We start from the raw sequence: 24,886 nt of genomic DNA on the forward strand, positions 1-24,886 counted from the left end.
TAATATAACTAGAGATAAAAATATTGGGGAATTTGGTTTTATTGTGCATCTGGATTTTTGATGTAGCGTTGAGCTAATACAACGGGTAACAAAAAGCAGAAGATAAACCCAGGACCAATATCCAGTATCCATGAATTCACCAAGCAGCCAATGGCAAAGGCAATGATAAGAATACGTGCGTTATTGCGCATCATCATTGGCATGTCTTTGGCATAGTAAAAAGAAGCAAGTAATAAAAAGATGAATATAGCCAGTGCCCAGATACCCGATTGCATTGCAAAATAGATATATTGATTATGCGGGTTATTAATCACGCGATAATATTTTTTGTCACGTGATGGTATTTCACTATTAATAAAATGCGTGCTGCATTGTGTTTGCGCGCCCGTACCACAGCCATAGAGAATGCGCTGTGGCTTATGTTCAAAAATTCCCAGAGCAGTGTGATAGAAGCCTAGACGAATACCCGCGGAAGTGTCAGTGTTTGTGCCATTATAATAGCTAATAGTGCTATTATGGGCTTCATCAACACGCATCTTGAAGTTTGGCGAGAAATGATAAAATGCGGCAAAAACACTCGGGACAATGACAATAGCAGCAATTAAACCTTTCCAGCGAAATTTCATAAAAAAGCCAACTGCCAATACAGAAAACTCGATCAAATAACCGGTACGACTCGTGTTTAAGCCAAGCTCAGCACAAATAATGATAATGCCGAGAATCAGAAAAAGAATTCGCTGCTTTTTGCTGTGGGTTGTTAACGCCATTGAAAAGAGCATAAATGCAGAAATGGCAAAGATGAAGCCCGTCACAAAGTGTGATTGTGCCGCCGGAAAAGTCGGTCCACTAAAGACAATGGCATTTTCAGGGCTTAAGAAGTAGTAATTCACGAAAATAGCAATGACATTGAGTATCACGCCAATAAAAAATGCCAATAAGAGCTTATTAATAATCTCAGGATTTTTATAGCAAACATAGGCGATAATCCAAACAATTAAGAGTTTGTAAAATTTGCCAACCCAACCAATCGATTCATTAAAGGGTAGTGTTGAATACAGGCAGCTAATCAAAGCCAATAAAATTAATGCAATTGCTGGCCAAATATAAAAGCGTTTGATTAAGGAGAATTTAGCACAATAGTCACCACTGATGATAAATAATAATAGTAAACATATGGCGAATATGCTGGTTAGGGCTGTGGAGACAGAAATGAATATCCCAAGTAGAAATGACAGAAGTGCATAGGTTCTTGTTAAGCTTAATTTTGTGGTCATTGAAACTCTCTTTTATCAGAAGCTTGGTTAAGCAGCATGTGATTCAAAAATCAGTTGTACATGTATGCATTGTCGTGGTTTTTAGGTAGAATTGTCAAACCTGTATACTGAAATTGCGATTAAACTAATGAAAGCTGAGAAATTGCGAATTGCTATAATACGCAGAAATGGGTTTGGTGATTTAGTTGTGGCAATCCCGTTGATTAATTATTTGTTCCATACATATCCAGACTGTGAAATTACACTTTTTACTGATGAACGAAACAGTGCGCTAGTCAAATATATTCCTCATATACATAACCATGTTACTTTTATGAAAGGTAATAGGTATAAGGCTTATGTTGTCGCTGCATTTAAATATAGAGGAAAATACGATTGGGTTATTGCGGCTGATTGGGGTCCAATGAAGGGCGTTAGTTTTTTTATGAAGCTTCTAAATGCTAAGAAAAACTCAGCTTATGTTAACCTTAAGAAATATGTTAAAGCGTTTAGTGATGCAAAATTTTTGTTAGATCCAAGAGTGGATCAGCATGCTGGATTGACAATCCTTCAACTGTTGCAAGGAAATAAATTGGAAATTCCGGAAAGCTATTTACCAAAATTTTCCCCAGTTAGTCAGGTTTGTCCAGCTGAGTTAACTGATATTGAAAAGAAGCTACATTTTAATGATCAAAATCTTCAGCGGCTGATGGTTTCAGTTAGCAATAACCGCGAGAGCAGTTTGTTGAAAAGCGATAAAATGGCAGATATTTTAAATTATCTTTATGATAATGGATATCAGTTTAATCTTGTGATTTCGTGTGAACAGAAAGACCAGGGTGAGGCGATTGAGTTAAAAGAGAAACTTGCTTTTGAAGCAAATATTGTTTCAACAACGAGCTTCGACTCATTCGTGTGTTTAGTTTCACAAATGGATGTTTTCCTCATTGGCGATGGAGGAATTATGCATTTAGCGGGAGGGTTTTCCAAGAAACAGCTGTGTTTATTTGGGGGGATAAACGCTACACAATGGCATCCTTTAGGTGGTGAGGCACTTGTGTTATATGACCCTGTAGATGTTAATTTACTATCCAGTAAAATAATAATCGATAAAATGAAAATCTTACTGACATCTAAGTGTAAATGATGCAGGTTATTGGATTAAGAGTTTAGCTGTTATTGATCAAAGCATGAAGGTACTTTTGGTGGGAGTAATTCTTTTTGAGTGTATAAGGTTTGATAGTAAGGACATGTTATCTATTTCATTCGAGCGATCTGCCTCTTTGTGCCATAAATGAAAAACTTCAGTGGCGAACTTACCAGATTTACGCCTTTTCCCATGATTCAGTATACGAATAACTAAGTCTGAGTCTTCAAATCCCCATCCCTCAAAACTTTCGTCAAAGCCTTTTATAGCAAGTAAGTCATTTTTCCAAAAGGCGAGATTACAAGTTTTGGCGCCTTGCCATTTATTTGGTTTTTTATAACGATTTAAAAAAGGAATATAAAGTTTTGGCAAGAGTTTATTTGAATTGTTGCACAAGGCATTAAATATCCACTCAAAGGCATTTTTTTTCCATAGTGGTAGTTGTTGCTGTAAAACTTTTTGTGTATAGCTTTCGGATAAAATAATACGATGACCAACGATAAAATAATTTGTCTCAGCTATTTTGCGGTGATTTTCGACAAAATGCATATTTGGTACGCAATCGCCATCAAGAAAAATAATGTAATCTCCAGAGGTGTTTTTAATGCCAAGGTTACGTGCTCTTGCAGCACGAAACCCTTTATCCTCCTGCCATAAATGTTTTAAAGGAAAGCGAGCCACTGCTTTAAATTGCTCAATCATCTCTTTGGTTGCAGAAGTCGAGCCATCATCAACAATAATAACCTCAAAATTACTATCGGTTTGGTTGTTTAACGCCGTTAAAACAAGCTTGAGCGCTTCTGGCCAGTTATAGGTTGAAACAATAACTGAGATCAACCCTTGGTAGGTGTTATTGCTCATTTTGCTGTTTCTCCCATAATTTAACATATTTAAAATATGAGCCATAAGCTGATAATTTAGCAATTAAATAACCGCGTTTACCATCTAGAAATCCTAAGCGCATAATAAAGCCACGTAAGAAAGTCCAATGTTTATGAAAACTTGCCTTTAGCAAGGAAGTTCTTTTGCCTTTTTGCCAAAGAATCGTGGAGGTGCCATCGCTATAATCATTCATTTTCTTTAATGAGCTGGTAATGCTGTCTTGTGAGTAATGTAGCAATATGCCAGAGATAAGCTGAGGATTGTGATTGCTGATAAGTCGCTCATGGATGATGTCACTAGAGTATTTGGCTTCTGTGCGTTTAAATAAACGTGTAATAACATCTCTTCCCCAATCACCATGCTTAATCCATTGCCCACAAAACTGAGATAATCTTTTGAATTTATATACACTGTACTGATCATTTTCAATGACTGTTAAAATGTTATTTTTAAGCTCATCGGTGACGACTTCATCGGCGTCTAGTGCCAGCAACCATGTGCTTGAGGCTTTAGCAATTGCAATATTTTTTTGCTCGCCAAATCCAAGCCAATCCTGATGATGAATTTTAGCACCATAAGATTTAGCAATTTCAAGTGTCTTATCGGTACTGCCTGAGTCAACGACAATAATCTCGTCTGCCCATTTGATAGACTCCAAGCAGCGCGCGATATTCTTTTCTTCGTTTTTAGTAATAATTACTACGCCAAGCGTGTTTTTCTTTTCAGTCATAAGTGCAAGGTTGACCGGATTTGATTGCTGCGTATCATAACATAAGTTAAGCAATGACAAGAATGCGTTGTGATAATAATTTGTTAGAATGTTTTTGTTGGATGTTGGATGTTGGATGTTGGATGTTGGATGTTGGATGTTGGATGTTGGATGTTGGATGTTGGATGTTGGATGTTGGATGTTGGATGTTGGATAAATAAGTTATGTTAGGAATAATTGGATTAACGCTATTAATTGCATTATGCGCGAGCATACATATTATCGACAAATATCGTACGATGAGTGTTTTAAGTTATGTGTTTAAGCCATTAACAACCTTGTTGATTTTGCTATATGCATTTTGCTTTAGCGCGGAGACTAACATGTTTGTGGTGTTGATTTTATTGGGATTAATGCTGTCATTAATAGGTGATGTTTTTTTGCTATCGACAAAGGAGAAATACTTCACTGGTGGGCTTGCGAGTTTCTTGTTGGCGCATATTGCTTATATTATGGCTTTCTCGTTGCGGCTTACATTATTTCATTGGTGGGTTATTGCTGTGATGTTGCTATATGCAGTAGTGTTTTATCTTAAGTTACACCCAAAACTGGGCTCAGATCGCATTGCCGTTGCTGTTTATATTGTGATTATTGTGGTAATGGGGGCTGTGGCTGTTAATGTCTATCTTGCCGATAAGTCATTACCAAGCCTGTATATGATGCTTGGTGCATTGTGCTTTATGTTCTCAGATTCCGTGTTGGCGTGGGATAAGTTTAAACGCAAGTTAAAGCAAGAACCAAGCCTTGTCATGATCAGTTATTATTTGGCGCAATATTTAATCGCAAGCGCGGCGATAGCTTTTTATTGAAGATGACTACACACCTTAGCAAGAACACTTAGTTTGCGTTTGGCGTCTGTGGCATAATCATTGGTTTCATCCCAAGCATAACCTGCGAGAATTGAGCAGATCTTGGCTTTGATTTCAGGTGGCTGAGTATGGCTAAAAATAATTTGTTGTAATTCACCGGTGTACCAAGCGCGGACATAAGATTTAAAAGTGTTAACGCCTTTTTGTAAGGGAAGAGCAAAGTCTTGTTGCCAGTTAACGCGCTCGCCTTTTAGCGATTTATCTAATGTTTCAGCGGCAAGGACGGCTGATTTTAGAGCAATCGTGACTCCTGATGAGAATATAGGATCTAAAAACTCACCAGCATTACCAAGAAGTGCGTAGCCTGTGCCATGCAGTGTGCTCACATCTTGGGCATAGCCGACAATCTTGCGCACTGGCATATCAAAACTAACTTCTTTTAAAATATTAGATAAACTAGGTGTTTCATTAATAAGTGCTATTAATATTTTTTCGTATTCATCTTCACTTTGTTGTAGCAAATGAGGCTCACCAACAACACCAAGTGAGTATTTAGTTGGGCTTAACGGAATCAACCAAAACCAAATATTGCTGTGCGTTGGGTGTACAGTGATCAAGATTTTATTTTGGTCAAATAGCCTTTGATCAAGTGCGATATTGATATGTGTGAAGACAGACATGCGCGGTGGAAATTCACTTGGTAGATTAAGTTTTAGTAAATTAGGCAGTACGCGCGCAAAACCACTAGCATCAAGTACAAAGCGTGCGTGATATTGGTGTGTTTTGCCACTTTTATCCATTGTAGTGATCATTTGGCTATTGTCGCTTAGTTGAATATCAATGACTTGTTGCTCATAGATGATTGTTGTGCCAAATTGTGTAGCTTGATCAGCTAACAGCTTATCAAAAACACTGCGCTCGACTTGGAATGTGCTATCAAATCCAGCGCTAAACTTTTGACTAAAATCAAACTCAGTGTAGTGATCTTGGCAGAAAAAAGCGGCACCATTTTTAAATTGAAAATGTGCGTCTTCGATGCAGGGCAGTAAATTAGCGTGCTCTAGAAATTCCATCGCTTGTGGCAGCAGGCTCTCGCCAATGGAGAAACGCGGGAATTTGGAGGATTCAATAATGGTGACTTGATAGCCTTTCTGTGCAAGGATTGATGCGGCAACAGTGCCTGAGGGACCTGCACCAATGATTAAAACATCGGTGTTAAAAGCGTTAGATCTAGTATTCATTAGAAGTCATTGAGTAATAGTATTTGAGTTAGTGTGCTCACTGTAATCAAAAATCAAGCGTTACTCTATAATAATTTCATAAAAAGCAGGTTTTTGTACTTTTCTTTTTTTTTGTCATCAGTTATCTTGTTACCGAGCATTTTTTGCTCGTAGGTAAAATTACCCGTAAAGAAAACAGGAAGGGGAAGACAAATGTTAAAAAAAATCACATTGGCAATGCTTGCCGCATCTGCTGCCACGGCAGTCTATGCGCAAGATGCTAACACTGGTAGTGCAGATAATCAATCGGTACAAGCACAGATTGCTGAGCTAAAAAAAGAGATTGCCGCATTGCAAGCAAGCCAAGAAGCGATGGCAAAATCAGCACCTACGCAAACGCAACATGGTAGTGTTGAGAGTGTTGGTACTGGCACTGATAGCACTGATCATGTTACGGTGCCAACGAATATGGGGCAGATTCAGAACTTCTTGTTCTCAGATGTGCATGATGGTGTTATTCCGATGGGCATGCTAAGCTCATCACAGTTTGCTTTAGGATTATTAAAGCAGCGTAATATGTATAGCGATCGCGCGTTAGTGTTTGGTGGTTATTTGGAAGCAGATCCACAGGTTTGGAATGGCAGTAAGATTGTGCGTAATAATGTTGGGACTGAGACTGGCGTACAAACCTATCAATCAGGTAAAGGCTTGCCAATTACTACTGCTAACTTATATGTTGCAGCGAACTTAGGTCGTTATGTGACCGCTGAGACAACCTTAGCAGCTGATCCATCTGACGGCTATAAAGTCAATGCACAAGATGCTTTTGTGATGTTTGGTAATTTAGATGACTTCCCACTGTATGCAACGGTTGGTAAAAACCGCTTAGCATTCGGTTCATTCTCAGGTGGTGGTCCATGGACTGGTTCATTGACGCAGATGTTATTTAGACCAGGTCGTGTTAATAATGTCTCTCTTGCTTACTATAAGGATGGTCTAAGCAGTAATTTGACACTTTTCCAAACCGATGATCACACCAGTGACTTTGTTTATGCTGCATTTTATGGCAACGAGATTGGTAAGTTGGCATACGGCATTAATGGTGGTTACGTCTACAATGTTAGTGGTACAGGTAATAGCTCATTTAATTTGGCAACAAACCCAGGACCAAGTAAGACGCGTATTGGTGCAGTAAACTTCGATACAAGCTTGGCTTATGATATCTATGGTGTTGGTGCTGGTTGGGCGCAAACGACAAATAAATCAGATATGACAAATAATGGCTATGCTGGTGCTTGGTATGTTCAAGCTGGCTTCTCACCAGAGATTTATGGTCGTTCAACCAACTTCAATATCGCCTATAACGGTGCTTATAACACTAATAATTTACCGATTACTTTAAGTGGTAATGCAGATAAAGGTTATGGGACAACGTCGGGGGCTACCTCAAGTAATAACTATAAAGTTATCTACCCAGGTTCTGGTGTTGATAAGATGATTGTTGCTTCAGCGCAACGTCCATTCTTCACTGAGAATGTGTTGATTGGTCTAGAATATGCTTATATGCATATGTACAACAATCAGCATACTAATGCATATACTTTAGATATCTCAGTATACTTCTAAAGATAAAAAACCGTAAAAAATAGGAAGAACTCCTCAACTTTCTATTTTTGCTATTTTTACTATTAAGCCTGCAGTCGCAGGCTTTTTTGTTTGATCTTGCTGAAGTGCTTGATGATGTTTATGGTGATGCGATTTTGGCAGCGCAAAAAGAAACGGGACTGGCCGAAAGTGAATTCCCAGCATGCTTGCCTTACACGTTAGCGCAATTATTAGATGATGAGTTTTATCCTTAAGTTTGATAGGTTATTGATAAAGGTGCGTGATCTGAAAACCATGAATCAGTGTAGATGCTATCTGCAATGACTTTGTCTTTTAATTCAGGTGTAATCCACTGATAATCAATTCGCCAACCGACATTTTTAGCGCGTGCCTGACCGCGATTCGACCACCAGGTATATTGTTCAGCTTGTTGATTAATCACGCGAAAGGCATCAATCCAGCCAATATAATCAAAGACATGATCAAGCCACGCACGTTCCTCAGGTAAAACGCCGGATGTTTTCTGGTTTTGTTTCCAATTTTTAATATCGATTTCTTTGTGCACGATATTAACATCACCGCAGACGATAAAGCGCTTGTTATGGTTAATTTGATCTTTGAGTATATCTTTATACTTATCTAAAAAATCCATTTTATACGCCTGACGTTCATCACCGCTTGAGCCTGAAGGGATATAAATAGAGGCGATACTTAAATCATCATAATCAAATTGAATATAGCGCCCCTCATCATCTGCCCAGTCTATGCCTAGGGTGTGGATGATGCGCTTAGGTTTGCGTTTGGCATAGATGGCAACGCCACTGTAGCCTTTTTTCTTGGCATCAGTATAAGCATAGTGATAGCCTTCAGGGAAATAAATGCCATCGTCTTTGAGTTGATCAAACTGTGCTTTCGTTTCTTGAATACATAAAAAATCAGCATCTTGCTGGGTGAACCAGTCAAAAAAGCCCTTGCGCGTGGCAGCGCGAATGCCGTTGGCATTAAATGAAATAACCTTCATATAATCATCCCTCTTGTCTTTCTGCAATAAAAATAAATAAAAAAGCCCGCAACAGCGGGCTTAAGATTAAAATGTCAGAGTATATTATTCAGCAGCTGTTGTTGCGTCTGCTTGAGTATCAGTTGCAGCAGCGTCATTAGCTGCAGGTTTTTCCGCTTTTTCTGCTTTGATTAATTCTACTTTGAAGCTTAATACTTGATTAGGTCCGATTTGTGGTGGAGCCATCTCGCCATATGCTTGCTTAGGTGCACAGTAAAGAATAACTGTTGAACCTACTGGGATTTGACTTAAAGCATCAGTCCAGCAAGGGATCACTTGATTTAATGGGAAAGTTGCTGGTTTGCCAGTTTTTTCAGAGCTATCAAATACTTTACCAAGAAGCTCGCCCTTGGCTAGTTGTGCTGCACCTGCTTTAGCGTCTTTGTTGAAATCAGCAGCAGGTGTTGTGCCTGTGTAGTTGACAGTTACAGTATCAGTTTTAGCAGGGACGTCACCTTTGCCTTCAGTGATTACTTGGTAGTAGATGCCATCAGCTGCTTTTTTAACATTAGGCATTTTAGCAACGTCAGCCATAAATGCATCGGCTGCCTTTTGATTTGCTTCACCTTCAGCTTTCATTTTTGTTTGGGCTTTTTGGATCATTTCCATTTGGAAAGCTTGCATGATCTCTTTGCTTTTAGCTTCAGAAATCTTAGATTCTTTGCCAGAAAGCCCCGCTTCTAGACCTGCATTTAATTGTTTGACATCAAGCTCGATATCTTGTGATTTGAATCCTTTGCCCATCTCTTGACCGATGATGTAGCTTACTTCTTTCATATCGACTTTAGCAGGTTTTGCCGCGTCAGTTTTAGCCGCAGCAGGCTTGGCATCAACTGCAGTTGCGGTTGTTTGTGCATCAGCGGCATAAGCTGTGATTGAGCCAGCAAGTAGCATGGCAGTGGTTAGTGCAATAATCTTTTTCATGTGTTCTCCTTAGATTGAGATTATCTGTTAAAAGTTCAAATACGCACCACATCGTAGAAATTGATTTGGTATAAGTCAATATGTGTATGCGGCAAAAAAATGCTATATTCACTGGATCTATATTATGATTAATGCATTTTGGATTAATTACGTTTATGCTAAGAGCATCGGTGTGAAGGATAAATAATGCGAAAGAGGAGTGCGATGTGAGGGGATTAAAGTTTAGTGTTATTTTACTGAGCATGGGCATGGTCTATGCTAGTGCGCAAACTCAATATACAGTGGATTATGCCTTAGGTGATTATTATTACCCATATGTTAATCAGCATGAAAACAACAAAGGTTGCTTGACTGAATTTGTGACAAAAGTTTTTAAAAGTCAGGGTGTGAATCTTGGCGAGATTAAATGGTTACCCTGGAGTGTGGCAATGAAAAGCTTAGCCTATGGCGCTTCACCTAGTGTGTCATTTCCATGGAGCTACACCAAAGAACGTGCACAAAAGTATCTTTATAGTGACGCGCTTTACACTAAATCGGCTTACATTTGGGTATTGAATGATGATAAGCAAAGCTATATTGATTTCAAGTCGTTACAAGGGGCGAAAGTCTGCGTGCCGCAAGGCTATGGTGCCTATGGCAAGTTGGCAGACATGTTTACGCAAAAGACAGCGACGCGTATTACTGTATTAACAATGCAAGATTGTTTTAGTCAATTGAAAGCAAAGCGTGTGACTGCTGTCTACGCAGGTGACGATGCGCTTGAAAATATTGCGCATATCAAAGACGGGGTAACTCTTTTCACTAAGGCATTTGTTGCTGATCAGCAGACACATTACCTAATTGCTGCAAAAGATCAAACCGGTTCAGCTAAGCTGATTAGCTTATTTAATAACGGGCTAAAAGCCATGAAGTTTAATCCAGATCTATATTGCAACTTCGATAAACAATAATTATTTAATTTATTTCAAAACATTTGTTACGTAATGAATAAAAGAGAAGTTGCGTTTCAACTCCCCCCTCACCCGCGCAGCGTAAGCTGCACGACCTCTCCTGCAAGGGGAGAGGTAATAGTTGGTGTAACTTGTTTTTTCACCATTGCCATGCTTACGCCACTAAATATTGGAATGGCGAAACAGAAGAGTTAGCGCATTCGCTAAATATCTGCTGAATTACAACTGTGAAGCGATATTTTTTTGTGCTAAGGTTGAGCTTAATAAGTGTTTGCAAAATTTTGTTGTGAAGCCATCGCGACAAGGTCAGCGATATACTATAATGTCCAACCAATAAATTGGCTTTTAGGTTTGAGCTTGGAAGTTGAATAATTAAGCAAAATCAATAGGATTACACTTGCATGAAGAAAAATGAGTTCTTGCGAAATGCACTATTCTGGGGCTTGATTGCCGTAGGCTTAGTGTTTATTTTTAGCAACATGAGTACGAAGACCGATCCATCAACAACGATGAAGTACTCAAGTTTTGTGCAACAATTAAATAGCGGCAGCATCAAATCAGTTAACGTTGATGGACGGACGTTCACGGGGACAACGGATTCTGATGAGAAGTTTACTACCTATGCACCACTCTTGGATCAAAGTATTGTTGATCAGATGCTCAGTAAAAATGCTGAAGTTTCTGCGAAAGCACCAGAAAAGCCAAGTTTGCTATTGGCATTTTTGTTTAATTGGTTGCCATTATTGTTAATTGCCGGCTTTTTTATTTTCCTAATGATGCGTGCCGGAGGTGGCAAAAGTGGTGCTTTCTCATTTGGTAAAAGTAAGGCAAAGCTTCTAGGTGAAGATCAGATCAAAGTCACATTAGCAGATGTTGCCGGTGTGGATGAAGCCAAAGAGGAAGTGGCTGAAATCGTTGATTTCTTAAAAAATCCTGCCAAATACGAGAAGATTGGCGGCAAGATCCCTAAAGGTGTGTTGATGGTAGGACCACCTGGAACGGGTAAAACATTATTAGCACGTGCAATTGCCGGTGAAGCAAAGGTGCCTTTCTTCTCAATTTCAGGTTCTGATTTCGTTGAGATGTTTGTTGGTGTTGGTGCGTCACGTGTGCGTGATATGTTTGAGCAAGCCAAGCGTCGTGCGCCGTGTATTATCTTTATCGATGAGATTGATGCCGTTGGGCGTCATCGTGGAGCTGGTCTAGGGGGTGGTCATGACGAGCGTGAGCAGACATTAAACCAAATGTTGGTTGAGATGGATGGATTTGCTGACAATGAAGGCGTTATTGTTATTGCTGCAACTAACCGACCGGATGTGTTAGATCCAGCATTGTTGCGTCCTGGTCGTTTTGACCGACAAGTAACTGTTGGGTTACCAAGTGTCAAAGGACGTGAGCAAATTCTAAAAGTTCACATGCGTAAGATTGCGGTAGCAGATGAGGTGCGAGTTGATTGGATTGCGCGTGGTACACCTGGTTTCTCAGGTGCTGAGCTTGCTAACTTGGTGAATGAAGCAGCATTATTTGCTGCGCGTGTTAACAAAGAAATCGTTGGCATGGAAGAGTTTGAAAAAGCCAAGGATAAAATTTTGATGGGAACTGAGCGTCGTTCGATGGCAATGAGTGACGAGCAGAAGCGCTTAACGGCTTATCATGAAGCCGGACACGCGATTGTTGGGCGTTTGGTACCTGATCACGATCCTGTGTATAAGGTTAGTATTATCCCAAGAGGGCGCGCGTTAGGTGTGACAATGTACTTGCCAGATGGTGATCAAGTCAGTCAATCACGTGAGCAGTTATTAAGTCGCTTATCAAGTATCTTTGGTGGGCGTATTGCTGAGGAGCTGATCTTTGGCTATGACAAAGTTACTACGGGTGCTTCTAATGATATTCAAGTAGCAACCAATATCGCTCGCAGCATGGTCACCAAGTGGGGCTTGTCTGACAAGATGGGGCCAATTTTGTTTGATGAAGATGATCAGCAGCCGTTTTTAGGGCAAAGTATGGGTAAGAATCCAAAACATTTCTCAGATAAAACAGCCGTTGATATCGATGGCGAAGTTCGTCGCTTAATCGATGAAAATTACTCAAGAGCGGAAACTATTCTTAAGGAAAACACGGATATCTTGCACGCTATGGCGGATGCGTTGATGAAATATGAAACGATTGATTCAATGCAGGTCGATGACTTAATGGCGCGTCGCGAGGTCAGAGAGCCAGGTGATTGGGGTGATAGCTATATCCCGAAAGATGAGAAAGAAAAATTGGCTCCACAAGTAGCCAAAGAAGTGTTAACTGCGACACCGTCTGAAGCGGCTAAACCGCAACAAGCGGACGATCAATCTGAAAAATAATATTAGTTTAGCATCAATATTGGCTGAGTGTCAGTCGAAGTCATTGTTACTCGCACCCTTCGACTATGCTTAGGGAAAAAGTGAATCTCAATAATTACCTCTGTGATGCACCTAAGTCATGATAGATTTTTTTACGATGGGAAAATGCTTTTCTTGCTCGAGCACCCAGAGTCTCATTAATATCTTCTACAGTTGTGGCATGCTCAATGACTTTATGATCTTTGATTCTTCCTTGCTGATAGAACCATTCAGCTACGGCTGTCCATCGCCATAAAGGACTTTTATTGCTAATTTTCAAAATTGGTTTGGGGAAAGTGTTATTGCCCCTTTTGCCCAGAATGTATAGCGATAGCGCCTGCTTACTTAATGAAACTCGACTTGCAATATCAGTTGAGTTGACAAGGTGTTCTGGCGCAACACTACTTACAGAAGCATTGATTTGCGCTGATTCAATATCTTTAATTGCGGAAAGAATTGCGTGTTCAAAGCTTACATCTTCTCGGTCAAAATCAAGATATACAGTGCCATTTTTAAAGTTAATAATAGCGTCGTCACAACCTGCCTCAAATAAGGCGTCTTCCAAGTTCGGTGTATTTTCATCGACTCCCTGAAGGATAAGTGTAAATTCATAAGTTTCAGCCATGTTATTCTCCTTGATGCTCACAGTTATCAACGACTCTTCTAATTTGTTTTGCATGGTTCTCAGCACTACGAGGTGTTGACCATATACTGATTGAGTGACCATCTCTGCTTTCAAGTGGGCATAATAATCGACCCCAAGCATGTGCAGAGCTCCCGCTAGATTGATAGCGCCACCCCTTCATTTCAGCATATTTGATGGCTTTCTCAATTTCTTTATTAGGGTGCTTGGTTCTCATGCATTTGTGTAGTTTATCAGGATGTTTTGAATTATAGATCAATGTTGACATATGTCAACAAATGAAGATGCACTTATAATTTGACTCATCATTTTATCAACGTTGGCTGAGCGTCAGTCGAAGCCATTGATACTCGTACCCTTCGACTATGCTCAGGAAACGAGTGAAACTCAATAGTTATCTCTGTAATGCCCCTTGATATTGAGGTGTATTTTCTAATTCACAATGATCATTCATTCTGCTGCGGGTATAGATCTCAGCAAGTGGCGTATGTTTGAAATTTTCACTATCAATAGTGCCGGCATATAGAATATACAAGTGATCAAAGGCGGTGCACTTATTGATAATTGAGCCACCGCAGTTGGCACATGAACCACGTGAGACAACGCTTCCGCTATCAGACGTTTTGTCAAAAAAATTGACTTGACCTTGAAGTTGAATGTCACTTTTGTTAAAAGCAACGGCTGGCTCATAAGCGCAGCCTGTCCATTTTTGGCAATCTTTACAGTGGCAATTAAGCATGGCGATGGGTTCAGCAGTAATATTTATTTTGATATCTCCGCAAAGGCAACTAGCAGTGTAGATGGTGTTGTTCATTGTCTGTTATATCCAAAAGTTTGGTGTGGATAGACGGTACTATTTATGAGCTTAACTTGTCAATAACAACATTTTATAAATTTCGCCTTGAAATATCTTTTTTAACGCCCATTTGTTTGCGGTCGAGTTTTAAATAAAGCAAACCAAAATAGGAGCGACCATGTCTGAAAAGCAAGTTTTTGACTTTCAAACGGAAGTAAAACAATTATTACATTTGGTGATTCATTCACTCTATTCAAACCGTGAAATTTTCTTAAGAGAGCTTATTTCTAACGCATCAGATGCTGCAGAAAAGCTGCGTTTTGAAGCATTAAGTAATGCCGATATTTTTGAAAATGATGCCGATTTAAAAGTACGCATTTCTTTTGATAAGGAAGCTAAAACGATCACGATTGCCGATAATGGTATTGGTATGACGCGTGATGAGGCAATTGAGCATTTGGGTACAATTGCAAAATCAGGAACTAAGAAATTCTTAGAAGCATTAAGTGGTGATCAGAGTAAAGACTCACAATTGATTGGTCAATTTGGTGTTGGTTTTTATTCTGCGTATATCGTTGCTGATAAAGTGACGGTAAATACACGCAAAGCTGGTGTTGAAGCTTCACAAGGCGTGCGTTGGGAGTCCAAGGCCGATGGTTCATTTAGCGTTGAAGATATCACTAAAGAAGCACGTGGTACGGAGATTGTTTTGCATCTTAAAGATGAAGAACATGATTTGTTAGATGATTGGAAATTGCGTCAAATCGTTAAAAAATATTCTGATCATATCTCCTTACCTATTCAAATGTTAAAAACAGAATATGATGAAGAAGGGAAAGAAAAAGAAACGAAAGAATGGGAAACGATTAATAAAGCTAAAGCGTTATGGACACGTTCTAAGTCTGAAATTACCGATGAAGAGTACAAAGAGTTTTATAAGCATATTTCACATGATTTTACTGATCCATTAACTTGGTCGCACAATAAGGTTGAGGGTAATCTTGAATATACAAGCCTCTTGTATCTACCAGAGCGCGCGCCATTTGATCTATGGGATCGCGAGCGTAAATCTGGTTTACAGCTTTACGTACAACGCGTATTTATCATGGAAAACGAGCATTTGTTGCCGTCATACTTGCGTTTTGTTAAAGGGGTGATTGATTCAAATGATTTGCCATTGAATATCTCACGTGAGATTTTGCAGCATAATAAAGTGATCGATAAGATCAAAAAAGCTACAGCTAAGAAAGTCTTAGATATGCTCGATAAAATGGCTAAAGATGATAAAGAGCAATATGCGAAATTCTGGAAGGCGTTTGGACAAGTATTAAAAGAGGCGCCTGCTGAAGATCATGAAAACAAAGATAAGATCGCTAAGTTATTGCGCTTTGCTTCAACGCACAAAGATACTGCCGAACAAGATGTGTCATTAGCTGATTATGTGTCACGTATGAAGGAAGATCAGAAGTTTATCTACTATGTGACCGCTGAGAGCTTTAATGCAGCGAAGAATAACCCACAGTTGGAAGTATTCCGTAAGAAAGGCATTGAGGTGTTATTGTTAAGCGATCGCGTTGATGAGTGGATGACATCGCACTTATCTGAATTTGATGGCAAGACCTTAAAATCAGTGGCTAAAGGTGATTTAGACCTTGGTGACTTGGATTCTGAAGAAGATAAAAAGCAGCAAGAAGAAACACAGAAAGAGTTTGAAAGCATTATTAAGCAAATGAAAGAAGTGCTAAAAGATAAAGTCGAAGATGTACGTCTTTCTAAGCGTTTGACTAATTCACCAAGCTGTATTGTTGTTAATGATTATGGCATGAGCATGCATTTGCAAAAAATGATGGCAGATGCAGGGCAAATGATGATGCCAGGCATGGGGGGCAAACCAATTCTTGAGATCAATGCTGATCATAAATTAGTGAAGCACTTGCAGCAAGAGCAAGACGATGCGCAATTTGCTGATTGGACAGATCTTTTATATCAACAAGCCTTGTTGGTTGAAGGTGCTCAACTTGAAGATCCCGCAAACTTTGTCGGTTTGGTTAATAAATATTTAGCGGTGTAATCGTATATACCCATCACAAACCATTTTACAGAATTTTTTTTGCTTTATATTTTGCGTGTTTTTAGCAAGTTGAATTTTGATAATAGTCCTAGCTATTACCTGCAATCCAACTTGCCAAAATCTTCACAAACTATTTTACAACCAAACACCGCAAAAAGATTTATGATGGGTATGCTTTTGATAAGGAATTTTGTGCCTTGGATGGATGTAATCTTTAAAGTTTCTATATAGCTATTTAGTTTTTACCATTAGCAATTTAGTATTATTTTGGATTAAACTAAGTGGCGTTGAGTTGTGTTGTGTTGTTATAACACGCGAGCTTGTTAGTACGAACGTTGGCTGAGCGAAGTTAAAGCCGTTGCATATGGCGTTTAAATCACCTCATTTGGATTTTCGGGTCAAGTCTGAGAGTGACAGTAAACCGTCATATTCAGGCTCGATCTTAATATCTATGATTACCAACAAACGATTGTTTAGCTACATATCACTGACTGGAGCTAAATGAAATATCATATAACTTAAGGAATTTATCATGCAAAACACATTAGTCTTAGTTGCAGACTTTATTAACGAAATCGTAGATCCAAAGGGTGCTTTTGGTGCGCATAATGCGGCACGTATTATCGAAGATAAAACAATGGAAAAGGCAAATGAAGTGATTGCTTGGGCAAGAAAACATAAGGTGCTGATTGCGCATGTTAAAGTAGGTTTTGAAGCACATTATCAAGAGTGCCCTCAGCATTCGCCGATGTTCGGTAAGGCGCCAGAATACGGTGTATTAAAACTGGGAACATGGGGAACTGAGTTTCACGAAAAAATGGATGTAGAGCCTCAAGATGTCATTGTTACTAAGCACCGCGTGAGTGCATTATATGGCACGAATTTGGAACCTGTATTAAGGGCAAATAAAATTGAACGCGTAATCATTTGTGGCGTATCAACGACTTATGTGGTTGAAGCGACAGCACGCGAGTTGCATGATCGTGATTATCAAGTGGTTATTGTTGCTGATGCCTGTAATGCAGCAACTAAAGAGTCACATGAGGCAAGTTTAAGTGCTTTATCGCGTTTGGCACAAATCACTACAACAGCTGAGTTTACCAAAGAAAATTAAGTGTGTAGCAGTGCATCCTTTTTGGTAAAGCGCCCACCTAATATATGATAATGCAGATGATAAACAGTTTGTCCACCTGCTTTACCGGTATTCACCAAGGTCTTAAAACCTGCTTTAAGCCCTAAGGTTTGTGCAATCTTAGGGATCGCTAGATTAATTTTTCCAACAAGAGGAATATCTTCATCTTCAAGATGATTTAAGCTATCGATATGCTTTTTAGGGACAACAAGCACATGAGCTTCAGCCACCGGAAAAGCATCATGAAACGCTAAAATGTCAGCATCCTCATAGACTTTATTTGATTTGATTTCACCATTAATAATTTTGCAAAAAATACAATCACTCATTGATCTAATCCTTTTGTTTTGAGAAAAAAGTGTATAGTAACAGTGCCACACCAACCCCAGCAACAACAGCATAATGTTTGTCAATAAACTGATGCAAGGTGTTTAATAGCTCACCTTGAAACCCGGAGATAATACCAAGCGCGGTTAGTGAAATACCAAAGCCAATCATAACACCATAGCGTTTAGAGTGTTTGACCTGTTTGCTTTGATTCGGCAATGCTAAGCTATCACGTTTAGTCTGATTAACTTGGGCACTTAATAAATCAAATAACAGCTCAGGCACATCAGGCAAACGTTCACTCAAATCAGGAATGCTTGCCATTGAACGCTTAACAAAGCCTTGCCAGCCAACACGCGTCTTCATCCATTTCTCTAAAAATGGCTTAGCCGTCGCCCATAGGTTAAGCTCAGGATACAGATTTCGTCCTAAGCCTTCGATATTTAATAAAGTCTTTTGTAATAGTACTAATTGTGGTTGTACGGACATATTAAAGCGTCTTGCCACTTGGAATAAACGCATTAAGGTATAACCAAATGATATTTCAGCTAATGGCTTTTCAAAAATAGGCTCGCATACGGTGCGGATTGCTGATTCCAACTCATCGACACGAGTGTCATAGGGAACCCAGCCTGATTCGATGTGCAGTTCAGCTACTTTTTTATAATCACGATTAAAAAAAGCTAGAAAATTACCAGCAAGATAATGCTGATCCTCACGGGTAAGCGTGCCAACAATACCAAAATCAATGGATATATACTTTGGGTCTTGCGGGTTAGTTGCATCGATAAAAATATTGCCCGGATGCATATCGGCATGAAAAAAACAATCACGGAAAACCTGCGTGTAGAAGATTTCAACGCCACGCTCAGCTAAGAGTTTAAGATCGGTGTTGAGTGACTTTAATGTGTCAATATCAGAGACAGGGATGCCCTTTATTTTCTCAATGGTTAATAGATTGCTGCGGCAATATTGCCAATAAACTTCAGGCACATAATGGATCTGACTGTCTTTGAAGTTGCGTTTCAGTTGTGAGGCATTGGCAGCTTCGCGCTGTAAATCAAGCTCATCAAGAAGATTGCGACTAATCTCAGCCACGACCTCAACGGGACGTAAACGCCGCGTTGCCGGCACATAACGCTCAAGCATATGTGCAAGGGTTTTTAATAGCTCTGTATCCTGCACTAATACTTTTTCGATATTTGGACGCAAGACTTTGACCACAACTTCTTGACCATTGGCAAGTGTAGCACTATGCACCTGAGCAATCGATGCCGATGCTAAAGGGGTGATGTCAAATTGTGTAAAAGCGTCACTAATCGGTTGCTGCAATGCCTTTTCAATCACTGTACGTGCATATTCGCCAGAAAAAGGCGGGACTTTATCTTGTAGCTTGGCAAGTTCATTTGCAAGATCATGCGGTAATAAATCGCGACGTGTTGACAATGCTTGCCCAAACTTAATAAAGATAGGACCCAAAGTCTCCAGCGCTAAACGTAAGCGAGTACCGCGATCAAGCTTATTACGTGCAAACCAATAATAAGGATTAAAGATAAGCGTGATTTTAAGTGCGCGCAATAAGGGTAAATCAGCCATCATCGTGGTGACATTATATTTATTTAGCACGTAACCAATATAGATCAGGCGTAGCCATTTTTTAAGTTTAGTCATGCTGATCACCGTTGGCATTAATATGGCGAGTTATCTTGGTAGTGACGCGCTCTAGATCCTGTTTTAACAGCTGAATGTCACTGAAGAAATCCTCGACTTCTTCTTTACATGGGAAAAGCTCTTTTTCATATTGAATATATTCTCTCAATTCATGCGGCAGACGTTCTTTGCTGGTCATCCACCATGCTTTAATGACACCAAGCGGTTTGGCTAAAAAAGAATTCAGTGACGTCGTTTGGCCTGAAGTTAGTGTGAAGATCAGATCAGGGCGAATCGCTTTGAAGAAGTCGCGATAACACTCAAGCACATGCATATCACCAATGAATTTAGCTTCACCTTGTTGAATATAGCTTTGTGGATGCTGACTTAATGCCATTGCAATTAAAGTTCCCGAGCTTGCTGTCAGTAGATTGGCTGAATGAGTGCTTTTAGCTAATGCAAATATAAGCTTATCTTCACTTGGCTCAAAACAAAAACATAGACCAAGATCATTAATAGCAATATAAAGAGGCTGACTGTTCAGCTGCTGGAGCAAATAGGTTTTCTGTGGATCTAAGCTAAGTACTTTATCGAGTATGAGATTGATAGATTTAATGATCATTTGTTCATTCATTTGATCACCTTAGTATTTAATGCCCATATGTAAGGCGACAACGCCGCCAGTCATGTTCTGATAGTCCACCTTATCAAAGCCTGCATTTAGCATCATCTCTTTTAGTGTGTCTTGATCTGGGTGCTTGCGAATTGATTCGGCGAGATAGCGATAACTATCGGCATCTTGGGCAATAAGTTGTCCCATAAAAGGTAAAATCTTAAAAGAGTATTGATCATAAATCGCGCTTAATAATGGTAGTATCGGCTTTGAAAACTCAAGTACCAACAAACGGCCACCTGGTTTTAATACGCGTTGCATCGAAGCGAGTGCCGCATCTTTATCGGTGACATTTCTAAGACCAAATGAAATCGTGATGCAATCAAATGTATTATCGGCAAAGGGTAAACACTCGGCATTGGCTTGAACGTATTCGATATTACCAACACAACCGCGATTGGTGAGCTTTTCACGACCAATATTAAGCATGGATGCATTGATGTCACTTAATATTACCTTGCCATGATCACCAACTTTTTGGGTGAATTGATAAGCCAAATCACCCGTGCCACCAGCTAGATCAAGAATCTTTTGACCTGATTTGACTGAGGCTTTCTGAATGGCGATTTTCTTCCATAAACGATGCACACCAAATGACATCACGTCATTCATAATGTCGTATTTTGCTGCCACCGAATGAAAGACATCGGCGACTTTTTGCTGTTTGTCTTCCCAGTTGACTTCTTCAAAGCCAAAGTGCGTGGTTTGATCGTGTGGTTTTTTATGCATAAGATAAATGAGCGAAGCTTATTATTGCTAGGCAGTATATACCGATAAGAAGCTATTTTACAGCGTTTCTTGGCTTGCTGTTGTGTGCTAGGTTTTGTCCATGTCAAATCTTTGATTGTCTTTCAATAACATCAAAACCATTGATTGTCCGTAAATTATAATCAAACGAAATCCCCACTTGATAGATCGGTAGCTCAAGATGGGTAAATTTCAACGCATAGTTTTTATCGATAATCTGTTGTACAGCTTTTGCGGCTAAGTCTTCACCTTGACTGACCTTAAACTCAAAAATAATGACCTTTTTACCCGTGATAATAATCGACATATCAATGCGACCTTCAGAGGTGTGATCTTCTAGTTTAACGTCATAACCAAGGGCGGCAAAATAGCTATAAATAATCGCGCAATAATAACCTTCATAGCGATGTAATGGTGTTTTGCTATAGTAATCATAGGGAATGCTACTGTAAAAGCTTTGAATGGCTTTAGCAAATTGATCCCAGTCATCGCTTAATAACGCACGGTTAATGGCAAGTTGATTGGCGGTGGCATCTTCCTGAGTAAGCCCAATTTTGGTCAGTTGTCTATTTAGGGCCGTTTTCACTTCAAAATTTGGGTAGCCTAAACGATACCAAAGATCTTGACCAAAATAAAATTGCTCTTTTATCGTTAGATAACCACTTTGCAGCATTAATGCTGCAATTGGGATATTGTTGACATCAATGCTATTTAACGCATCAGGCGTTGCTTCATAATTCTCAAGCTCAGGAATTATGTCGCGGCGTTTGCTGATGAGCTTGATTAAAAAAGTGGGTGTACCAGTTTCAAACCAGTAACTTTGATACTGTTGATTTCTAAAGAATAACAAGATATCAAAAGGGTTGTAGACTTTTTGCTTTTCAGAACCTGCAAAATTATAGCCGTTGTACCAGGCTTTGAGTTTGCCAAGATCAACATTGGGTAGATAATCATCGAAAGTATTTTCTAACTCTTCTTGGGTGTAGCCACATAGATCAGCGAATCGTGCTTGGAAGGAGATGTCTTCCAAATTGTTTAAACCACTAAATAAACTTACCTTAGAAAACTTAGATACTCCAGTTAAAAAGACAAAGCGTAAACAAGCATCATTATCTTTGATGACACTGTAAAGACCCTTGAGAATCTCGCGATTGCGCAGCGCCTTATCGGATTCATTAATGACATCGAGAATGGGTTTGTCGTATTCATCGACCAAGAATACAACGCGTTGATTGTATTTTTGATATAAGGTTTTAATGAGCTGATCAAGTTGTAGATCATAGTGCATACTAGTGTCTAACTCAACATTATAACGTTTAGAATTATCGCTTAACTCACGGCTAATCCATTGTAGTAAGGACTCTTCAGAAAACACGGCTTTAGATCGCCCAAAGCTAAAATGAATGACAGGAAATATTTCATTGAAATCCCATTTATCTTCAATATATAAGCCTTTAAACAGCTCACGCTTGCCAAGAAATAGCTGCTTTAAGGTGTCAATAGTGAGGCTCTTACCAAAGCGTCGCGGACGGGATAAAAAGTAATAAGCATCTTGCTCAATTAAATTAAGTAAATGCTTGGTTTTATCAACGTAAATCATATTGGGTTGACGCATTTTCTCAAGGGTTGAGTAGCCAATTGGTAATTTTTTCATGCGCTTATTATGTCTTTAAGTAAAACCATTACTGGCATAGAGTGTAGCAAAGAACACATGACTTAGGAATAGCAGAGTTATCCGTGAGCTAGGGGTGTCCAAATCCAATGCGTCAGCTGCCATGGATGGTAATAATCAATGGCGGTGGTTTTTTGTGAATAATTCCTTTGGTTATTTTTCAACAACCTCAAAACCATTAATTGTGCGTAAGTTATAGTCAAATGAAATCCCCACTTGGTAGATTGGTAGCTCAAGATGGGTAAATTTCAACGCATAGTTTTTATCGATAATCTGCTGTACGGCTTTTGCGGCCAAATCTTCACCTTGACTGACCTTAAACTCAAAAATAATGACCTTTTTACCCGTGATAATAATCGACATATCAATACGACCTTCAGAGGTATGATCTTCTAGTTTAACGTCATAACCAAGGGCGGCAAAATAGCTATAAATAATCGCGCAATAATAACCTTCATAGCGATGTAATGGTGTTTTGCTGTAGTAATCATAAGGAATGCTGCTATAAAAGCTTTGAATGGCTTTAGCAAATTGCTGCCAATCATCGCTTAATAGTGCGCGGTTAATGGCAAGCTGATTAGCATTGGCGGCTTCGGTGGTTGTGCCTAGTTTGGTAAAGTGCTGGTTAATACTGCTGCGCACCTCAAGATTGGGGTAGCCTAACCGATACCAAAGTAAACCACCATAGTCGATGGTGTCTTTAATGGTTAAATAACCACTTTGCAGCATTAAGCCTGCGATAGGGATACTGTCAACATCGATGCTATTGATAATGTTTAAATTTGCTTCGTAATTCTCAAGATCAGGAATAATTGCGCGTTGCTGTTCGATGATCTTAAGCAGAAAGCTTGGTGTTCCGGTTTCAAACCAGTAGTTTTGATACTGATTAGCATTGTCAAAAAAGAGCAAGATATCAAAAGGGTTATAGACTTTTTGCTTTTCAGAACCTGCAAAATTATAGCCGTTGTACCACGCTTTGAGCTTGCCAAGATCAACGTCGTGTAGATAATCATCAAAGGTGCTTTCTAACTCTTCTTGGGTGTAGCCACATAAATCTGCATAGCGATAGTGAAAGGAGATATCCTTTAGGTTATTCAAACCACTAAACAGGCTCACTTTAGAAAACTTAGACACTCCGGTTAAAAAGACAAAGCGTAAACAGGCATCGTTGTCTTTAATAACACTATACAGCCCTTTAAGGATCTCGCGATTGCGCAGTGCCTTATCAGACTCGCTAATGACATCGAGAATGGGTTTGTCGTATTCATCGACTAAGAATACGACGCGTTGATTATATTTATGTTTTAATGCTTTGATTAATACATCAAATTGAGCGCTGTACTCTAAGTTGGGGAGTTCAATTTCATACGCCTTGGCGGTATTAAGTAATGTCTGGTCAATAATTTCGAGCAAGGTTTTTTCGCTATTGATTGCCTTAGAGCCGCCAAAGCTAAAGTGAATGACAGGAAACACTTCATTAAAATCCCATTTATCTTCAATATATAAGCCTTTAAACAGCTCATGCTTGCCAAGAAATAGCTGCTTTAAGGTGTCAATAGTGAGGCTCTTACCAAAGCGTCGTGGACGAGATAAGAAGTAATATTTGCCCTGAGAGGCTATTTCATGAATATGTTTGGTTTTATCGACATAAAATGTATTGCCGTTAATCATTTCAGCTAGGGTTGAGTAGCCAATTGGTAATTTTTTCATGCACTTATTATGTCTGAAGTAAAGCCATCGTTGACATAGAGTGTAGCAAAGAACGCATGACTTAGGAATAGCAGAGTCATTCGTAAGTCAGGGGTGTCCAGGTCCAATGCGTAGCTGCCATGGATGGTAATGATCGATGGCAAAGGTGATTCGTGAATAATGACAGGTTGTTGCGGTTGCTAGGTTATCGTCCATGACAGAATTGGATTGCCTCGTCCACCCCACAGCGCGCTAGCTTGCAAATCGAAACTTAGAGTATCCTGAAAACTCCCCATTTTTTAAATTTCTCCTCGCCCAATAAAATTCAATATGGCTTTTAAGTCTGCTTGGCTTATCTGATGCTCCTCAATAAACTGATCTACGCGTAGTTTTGCAAGATATGTTTTCATTCCTTCCAAGATGTAATGCCTTGTTACTTCACCTGATTTAGAGCCGCCAAGCTGTGCAATCAATACAACAAAGTCATCATAAACT

General features: G+C 39.4%; 25 protein-coding genes. 9 read left to right on the forward strand and 16 right to left on the reverse strand.

Translation table 11 applies throughout. The annotated features are described in order from the left end of the window. Positions 1-38: 38 nt before the first annotated feature. Positions 39-1,274, reverse strand: coding sequence for an O-antigen ligase family protein (locus tag DNJ75_RS08600; protein WP_117003044.1), 1,236 nt, complete (start codon positions 1,272-1,274; stop codon positions 39-41). Between the two features lie 127 nt (positions 1,275-1,401). Between DNJ75_RS08600 and DNJ75_RS08605 the strand changes: the two genes are divergently transcribed. Then, entirely contained in the window at positions 1,402-2,400 is a 999-nt protein-coding gene (locus DNJ75_RS08605) for a glycosyltransferase family 9 protein (protein WP_117003045.1), read from the forward strand. Between the two features lie 36 nt (positions 2,401-2,436). Here DNJ75_RS08605 and DNJ75_RS08610 read toward each other — a convergent pair whose 3' ends face one another. Next, complete coding sequence (locus DNJ75_RS08610; protein WP_117003046.1) at positions 2,437-3,261, reverse strand: glycosyltransferase family 2 protein; 825 nt, start codon at positions 3,259-3,261, stop codon at positions 2,437-2,439. Beyond that, positions 3,251-4,012 carry a glycosyltransferase family 2 protein gene (locus DNJ75_RS08615; RefSeq protein ID WP_150469018.1) on the reverse strand — a complete coding sequence of 254 codons (762 nt, stop codon included), beginning with the start codon at positions 4,010-4,012 and terminating at the stop codon, positions 3,251-3,253. The genes DNJ75_RS08610 and DNJ75_RS08615 overlap by 11 nt, the downstream gene beginning before the upstream one ends. A gap of 53 nt (positions 4,013-4,065) precedes the next feature. On the opposite strand from DNJ75_RS08615, the gene DNJ75_RS08620 reads away from it, so the two are divergent. Both DNJ75_RS08620 and DNJ75_RS08625 read left to right on the forward strand, forming a co-directional pair. After that, the gene (locus DNJ75_RS08620; protein WP_206609103.1) at positions 4,066-4,212 is read left to right on the forward strand and encodes a hypothetical protein; all 147 of its coding nucleotides are present in this window, start codon (positions 4,066-4,068) and stop codon (positions 4,210-4,212) included. A gap of 3 nt (positions 4,213-4,215) precedes the next feature. Continuing rightward, positions 4,216-4,860, forward strand: a complete 645-nt coding sequence (locus tag DNJ75_RS08625) for a lysoplasmalogenase (RefSeq protein ID WP_117003048.1) — start codon at positions 4,216-4,218, stop codon at positions 4,858-4,860. Here the strand turns inward: DNJ75_RS08625 and DNJ75_RS08630 are convergent. After that, complete coding sequence (locus DNJ75_RS08630; RefSeq protein WP_117003049.1) at positions 4,854-6,101, reverse strand: NAD(P)/FAD-dependent oxidoreductase; 1,248 nt, start codon at positions 6,099-6,101, stop codon at positions 4,854-4,856. The two genes, DNJ75_RS08625 and DNJ75_RS08630, sit on opposite strands and share 7 nt — an antisense overlap. Before the next feature lie 192 nt (positions 6,102-6,293). Here DNJ75_RS08630 and DNJ75_RS08635 point away from each other — a divergent pair, with 192 nt between their 5' ends. Further along, complete coding sequence (locus DNJ75_RS08635; RefSeq protein WP_117003050.1) at positions 6,294-7,706, forward strand: LbtU family siderophore porin; 1,413 nt, start codon at positions 6,294-6,296, stop codon at positions 7,704-7,706. A gap of 47 nt (positions 7,707-7,753) precedes the next feature. Beyond that, entirely contained in the window at positions 7,754-7,939 is a 186-nt protein-coding gene (locus DNJ75_RS08640; RefSeq protein ID WP_117003051.1) for a DUF29 family protein, read from the forward strand. On the opposite strand, the gene DNJ75_RS08645 is transcribed toward DNJ75_RS08640, so the two are convergent. Together DNJ75_RS08645 and DNJ75_RS08650 are read right to left on the reverse strand one after the other, a co-directional pair. Continuing rightward, positions 7,936-8,706 (reverse strand): exodeoxyribonuclease III, encoded by a 771-nt coding sequence (locus DNJ75_RS08645; protein WP_117003052.1) that lies wholly within the window; start codon positions 8,704-8,706, stop codon positions 7,936-7,938. The genes DNJ75_RS08640 and DNJ75_RS08645 overlap by 4 nt on opposite strands. An 84-nt stretch (positions 8,707-8,790) precedes the next feature. Continuing rightward, positions 8,791-9,669, reverse strand: coding sequence for an FKBP-type peptidyl-prolyl cis-trans isomerase N-terminal domain-containing protein (locus tag DNJ75_RS08650; protein ID WP_117003053.1), 879 nt, complete (start codon positions 9,667-9,669; stop codon positions 8,791-8,793). Positions 9,670-9,875: 206 nt separating this feature from the next. On the opposite strand from DNJ75_RS08650, the gene DNJ75_RS08655 reads away from it, so the two are divergent. Continuing rightward, a complete protein-coding gene (locus DNJ75_RS08655) occupies positions 9,876-10,619 on the forward strand; it encodes a substrate-binding periplasmic protein (protein ID WP_150469017.1) in 744 nt (247 codons plus the stop codon). Positions 10,620-11,020: 401 nt separating this feature from the next. After that, positions 11,021-12,973 carry an ATP-dependent zinc metalloprotease FtsH gene (ftsH, locus tag DNJ75_RS08660; protein WP_117003055.1) on the forward strand — a complete coding sequence of 651 codons (1,953 nt, stop codon included), beginning with the start codon at positions 11,021-11,023 and terminating at the stop codon, positions 12,971-12,973. 94 nt (positions 12,974-13,067) lie between these two features. On the opposite strand, the gene DNJ75_RS08665 is transcribed toward ftsH, so the two are convergent. The 3 genes from DNJ75_RS08665 to DNJ75_RS08675 all read right to left on the reverse strand — a co-directional run bounded on the left by DNJ75_RS08665 (position 13,068) and on the right by DNJ75_RS08675 (position 14,448). Further along, complete coding sequence (locus DNJ75_RS08665) at positions 13,068-13,616, reverse strand: helix-turn-helix transcriptional regulator (protein ID WP_188618910.1); 549 nt, start codon at positions 13,614-13,616, stop codon at positions 13,068-13,070. A 1-nt stretch (position 13,617) separates the two neighbouring features. After that, positions 13,618-13,851 carry a hypothetical protein gene (locus tag DNJ75_RS08670; protein ID WP_117003069.1) on the reverse strand — a complete coding sequence of 78 codons (234 nt, stop codon included), beginning with the start codon at positions 13,849-13,851 and terminating at the stop codon, positions 13,618-13,620. A 177-nt stretch (positions 13,852-14,028) separates the two neighbouring features. After that, the gene (locus DNJ75_RS08675) at positions 14,029-14,448 is read right to left on the reverse strand and encodes a GFA family protein (protein WP_117003056.1); all 420 of its coding nucleotides are present in this window, start codon (positions 14,446-14,448) and stop codon (positions 14,029-14,031) included. A 160-nt stretch (positions 14,449-14,608) separates the two neighbouring features. On the opposite strand from DNJ75_RS08675, the gene htpG reads away from it, so the two are divergent. After that, positions 14,609-16,501: a molecular chaperone HtpG gene (gene htpG, locus DNJ75_RS08680; RefSeq protein WP_117003057.1), complete on the forward strand. Its 1,893-nt coding sequence runs from the start codon at positions 14,609-14,611 to the stop codon at positions 16,499-16,501. 532 nt (positions 16,502-17,033) lie between these two features. Further along, positions 17,034-17,615 (forward strand): cysteine hydrolase family protein, encoded by a 582-nt coding sequence (locus tag DNJ75_RS08685; RefSeq protein ID WP_117003058.1) that lies wholly within the window; start codon positions 17,034-17,036, stop codon positions 17,613-17,615. On the opposite strand, the gene DNJ75_RS08690 is transcribed toward DNJ75_RS08685, so the two are convergent. The 7 genes from DNJ75_RS08690 to DNJ75_RS08720 form a co-directional block, all read right to left on the reverse strand. Next, entirely contained in the window at positions 17,612-17,962 is a 351-nt protein-coding gene (locus DNJ75_RS08690) for a histidine triad nucleotide-binding protein (protein WP_117003059.1), read from the reverse strand. The genes DNJ75_RS08685 and DNJ75_RS08690 overlap by 4 nt on opposite strands. Positions 17,963-17,966: 4 nt before the next feature. After that, entirely contained in the window at positions 17,967-19,631 is a 1,665-nt protein-coding gene (gene ubiB, locus DNJ75_RS08695) for a ubiquinone biosynthesis regulatory protein kinase UbiB (RefSeq protein ID WP_117003060.1), read from the reverse strand. Beyond that, positions 19,624-20,244, reverse strand: a complete 621-nt coding sequence (locus DNJ75_RS08700; protein WP_117003061.1) for an SCP2 sterol-binding domain-containing protein — start codon at positions 20,242-20,244, stop codon at positions 19,624-19,626. The genes ubiB and DNJ75_RS08700 overlap by 8 nt, the downstream gene beginning before the upstream one ends. Positions 20,245-20,253: 9 nt before the next feature. Further along, positions 20,254-21,012: a bifunctional demethylmenaquinone methyltransferase/2-methoxy-6-polyprenyl-1,4-benzoquinol methylase UbiE gene (gene ubiE / locus DNJ75_RS08705; RefSeq protein WP_117003062.1), complete on the reverse strand. Its 759-nt coding sequence runs from the start codon at positions 21,010-21,012 to the stop codon at positions 20,254-20,256. Between the two features lie 103 nt (positions 21,013-21,115). Beyond that, positions 21,116-22,684, reverse strand: a complete 1,569-nt coding sequence (locus tag DNJ75_RS08710) for an ATP-binding protein (protein ID WP_117003063.1) — start codon at positions 22,682-22,684, stop codon at positions 21,116-21,118. Positions 22,685-22,855: 171 nt separating this feature from the next. Beyond that, positions 22,856-24,412 (reverse strand): ATP-binding protein, encoded by a 1,557-nt coding sequence (locus tag DNJ75_RS08715; RefSeq protein ID WP_117003064.1) that lies wholly within the window; start codon positions 24,410-24,412, stop codon positions 22,856-22,858. Positions 24,413-24,690: 278 nt separating this feature from the next. Next, on the reverse strand, positions 24,691-24,886 hold a 196-nt coding region (locus DNJ75_RS08720), incomplete at its 5' end, for a hypothetical protein (protein ID WP_157968276.1).

Source organism: Cysteiniphilum litorale (assembly GCF_003428165.1).
Lineage (GTDB): Bacteria > Pseudomonadota > Gammaproteobacteria > Francisellales > Francisellaceae > Caedibacter > Caedibacter litoralis.

What these genes read in the sequence shown, in the direction of transcription:
- DNJ75_RS08600 (WP_117003044.1), bottom strand. Translation starts at nt 1,274, where the DNA reads ATGACCACAAAATTAAGCTTAACAAGAACCTATGCACTTCTGTCATTT.
- DNJ75_RS08605 (WP_117003045.1), top strand. Translation starts at nt 1,402, where the DNA reads ATGAAAGCTGAGAAATTGCGAATTGCTATAATACGCAGAAATGGGTTT.
- DNJ75_RS08610 (WP_117003046.1), bottom strand. Translation starts at nt 3,261, where the DNA reads ATGAGCAATAACACCTACCAAGGGTTGATCTCAGTTATTGTTTCAACC.
- DNJ75_RS08615 (WP_150469018.1), bottom strand. Translation starts at nt 4,012, where the DNA reads ATGACTGAAAAGAAAAACACGCTTGGCGTAGTAATTATTACTAAAAAC.
- DNJ75_RS08620 (WP_206609103.1), top strand. Translation starts at nt 4,066, where the DNA reads ATGACAAGAATGCGTTGTGATAATAATTTGTTAGAATGTTTTTGTTGG.
- DNJ75_RS08625 (WP_117003048.1), top strand. Translation starts at nt 4,216, where the DNA reads ATGTTAGGAATAATTGGATTAACGCTATTAATTGCATTATGCGCGAGC.
- DNJ75_RS08630 (WP_117003049.1), bottom strand. Translation starts at nt 6,101, where the DNA reads ATGAATACTAGATCTAACGCTTTTAACACCGATGTTTTAATCATTGGT.
- DNJ75_RS08635 (WP_117003050.1), top strand. Translation starts at nt 6,294, where the DNA reads ATGTTAAAAAAAATCACATTGGCAATGCTTGCCGCATCTGCTGCCACG.
- DNJ75_RS08645 (WP_117003052.1), bottom strand. Translation starts at nt 8,706, where the DNA reads ATGAAGGTTATTTCATTTAATGCCAACGGCATTCGCGCTGCCACGCGC.
- DNJ75_RS08650 (WP_117003053.1), bottom strand. Translation starts at nt 9,669, where the DNA reads ATGAAAAAGATTATTGCACTAACCACTGCCATGCTACTTGCTGGCTCA.
- ftsH (WP_117003055.1), top strand. Translation starts at nt 11,021, where the DNA reads ATGAAGAAAAATGAGTTCTTGCGAAATGCACTATTCTGGGGCTTGATT.
- DNJ75_RS08665 (WP_188618910.1), bottom strand. Translation starts at nt 13,616, where the DNA reads ATGGCTGAAACTTATGAATTTACACTTATCCTTCAGGGAGTCGATGAA.
- DNJ75_RS08670 (WP_117003069.1), bottom strand. Translation starts at nt 13,851, where the DNA reads ATGAGAACCAAGCACCCTAATAAAGAAATTGAGAAAGCCATCAAATAT.
- DNJ75_RS08675 (WP_117003056.1), bottom strand. Translation starts at nt 14,448, where the DNA reads ATGAACAACACCATCTACACTGCTAGTTGCCTTTGCGGAGATATCAAA.
- htpG (WP_117003057.1), top strand. Translation starts at nt 14,609, where the DNA reads ATGTCTGAAAAGCAAGTTTTTGACTTTCAAACGGAAGTAAAACAATTA.
- DNJ75_RS08685 (WP_117003058.1), top strand. Translation starts at nt 17,034, where the DNA reads ATGCAAAACACATTAGTCTTAGTTGCAGACTTTATTAACGAAATCGTA.
- DNJ75_RS08690 (WP_117003059.1), bottom strand. Translation starts at nt 17,962, where the DNA reads ATGAGTGATTGTATTTTTTGCAAAATTATTAATGGTGAAATCAAATCA.
- ubiB (WP_117003060.1), bottom strand. Translation starts at nt 19,631, where the DNA reads ATGACTAAACTTAAAAAATGGCTACGCCTGATCTATATTGGTTACGTG.
- DNJ75_RS08700 (WP_117003061.1), bottom strand. Translation starts at nt 20,244, where the DNA reads ATGAATGAACAAATGATCATTAAATCTATCAATCTCATACTCGATAAA.
- ubiE (WP_117003062.1), bottom strand. Translation starts at nt 21,012, where the DNA reads ATGCATAAAAAACCACACGATCAAACCACGCACTTTGGCTTTGAAGAA.
- DNJ75_RS08710 (WP_117003063.1), bottom strand. Translation starts at nt 22,684, where the DNA reads ATGAAAAAATTACCAATTGGCTACTCAACCCTTGAGAAAATGCGTCAA.
- DNJ75_RS08715 (WP_117003064.1), bottom strand. Translation starts at nt 24,412, where the DNA reads ATGAAAAAATTACCAATTGGCTACTCAACCCTAGCTGAAATGATTAAC.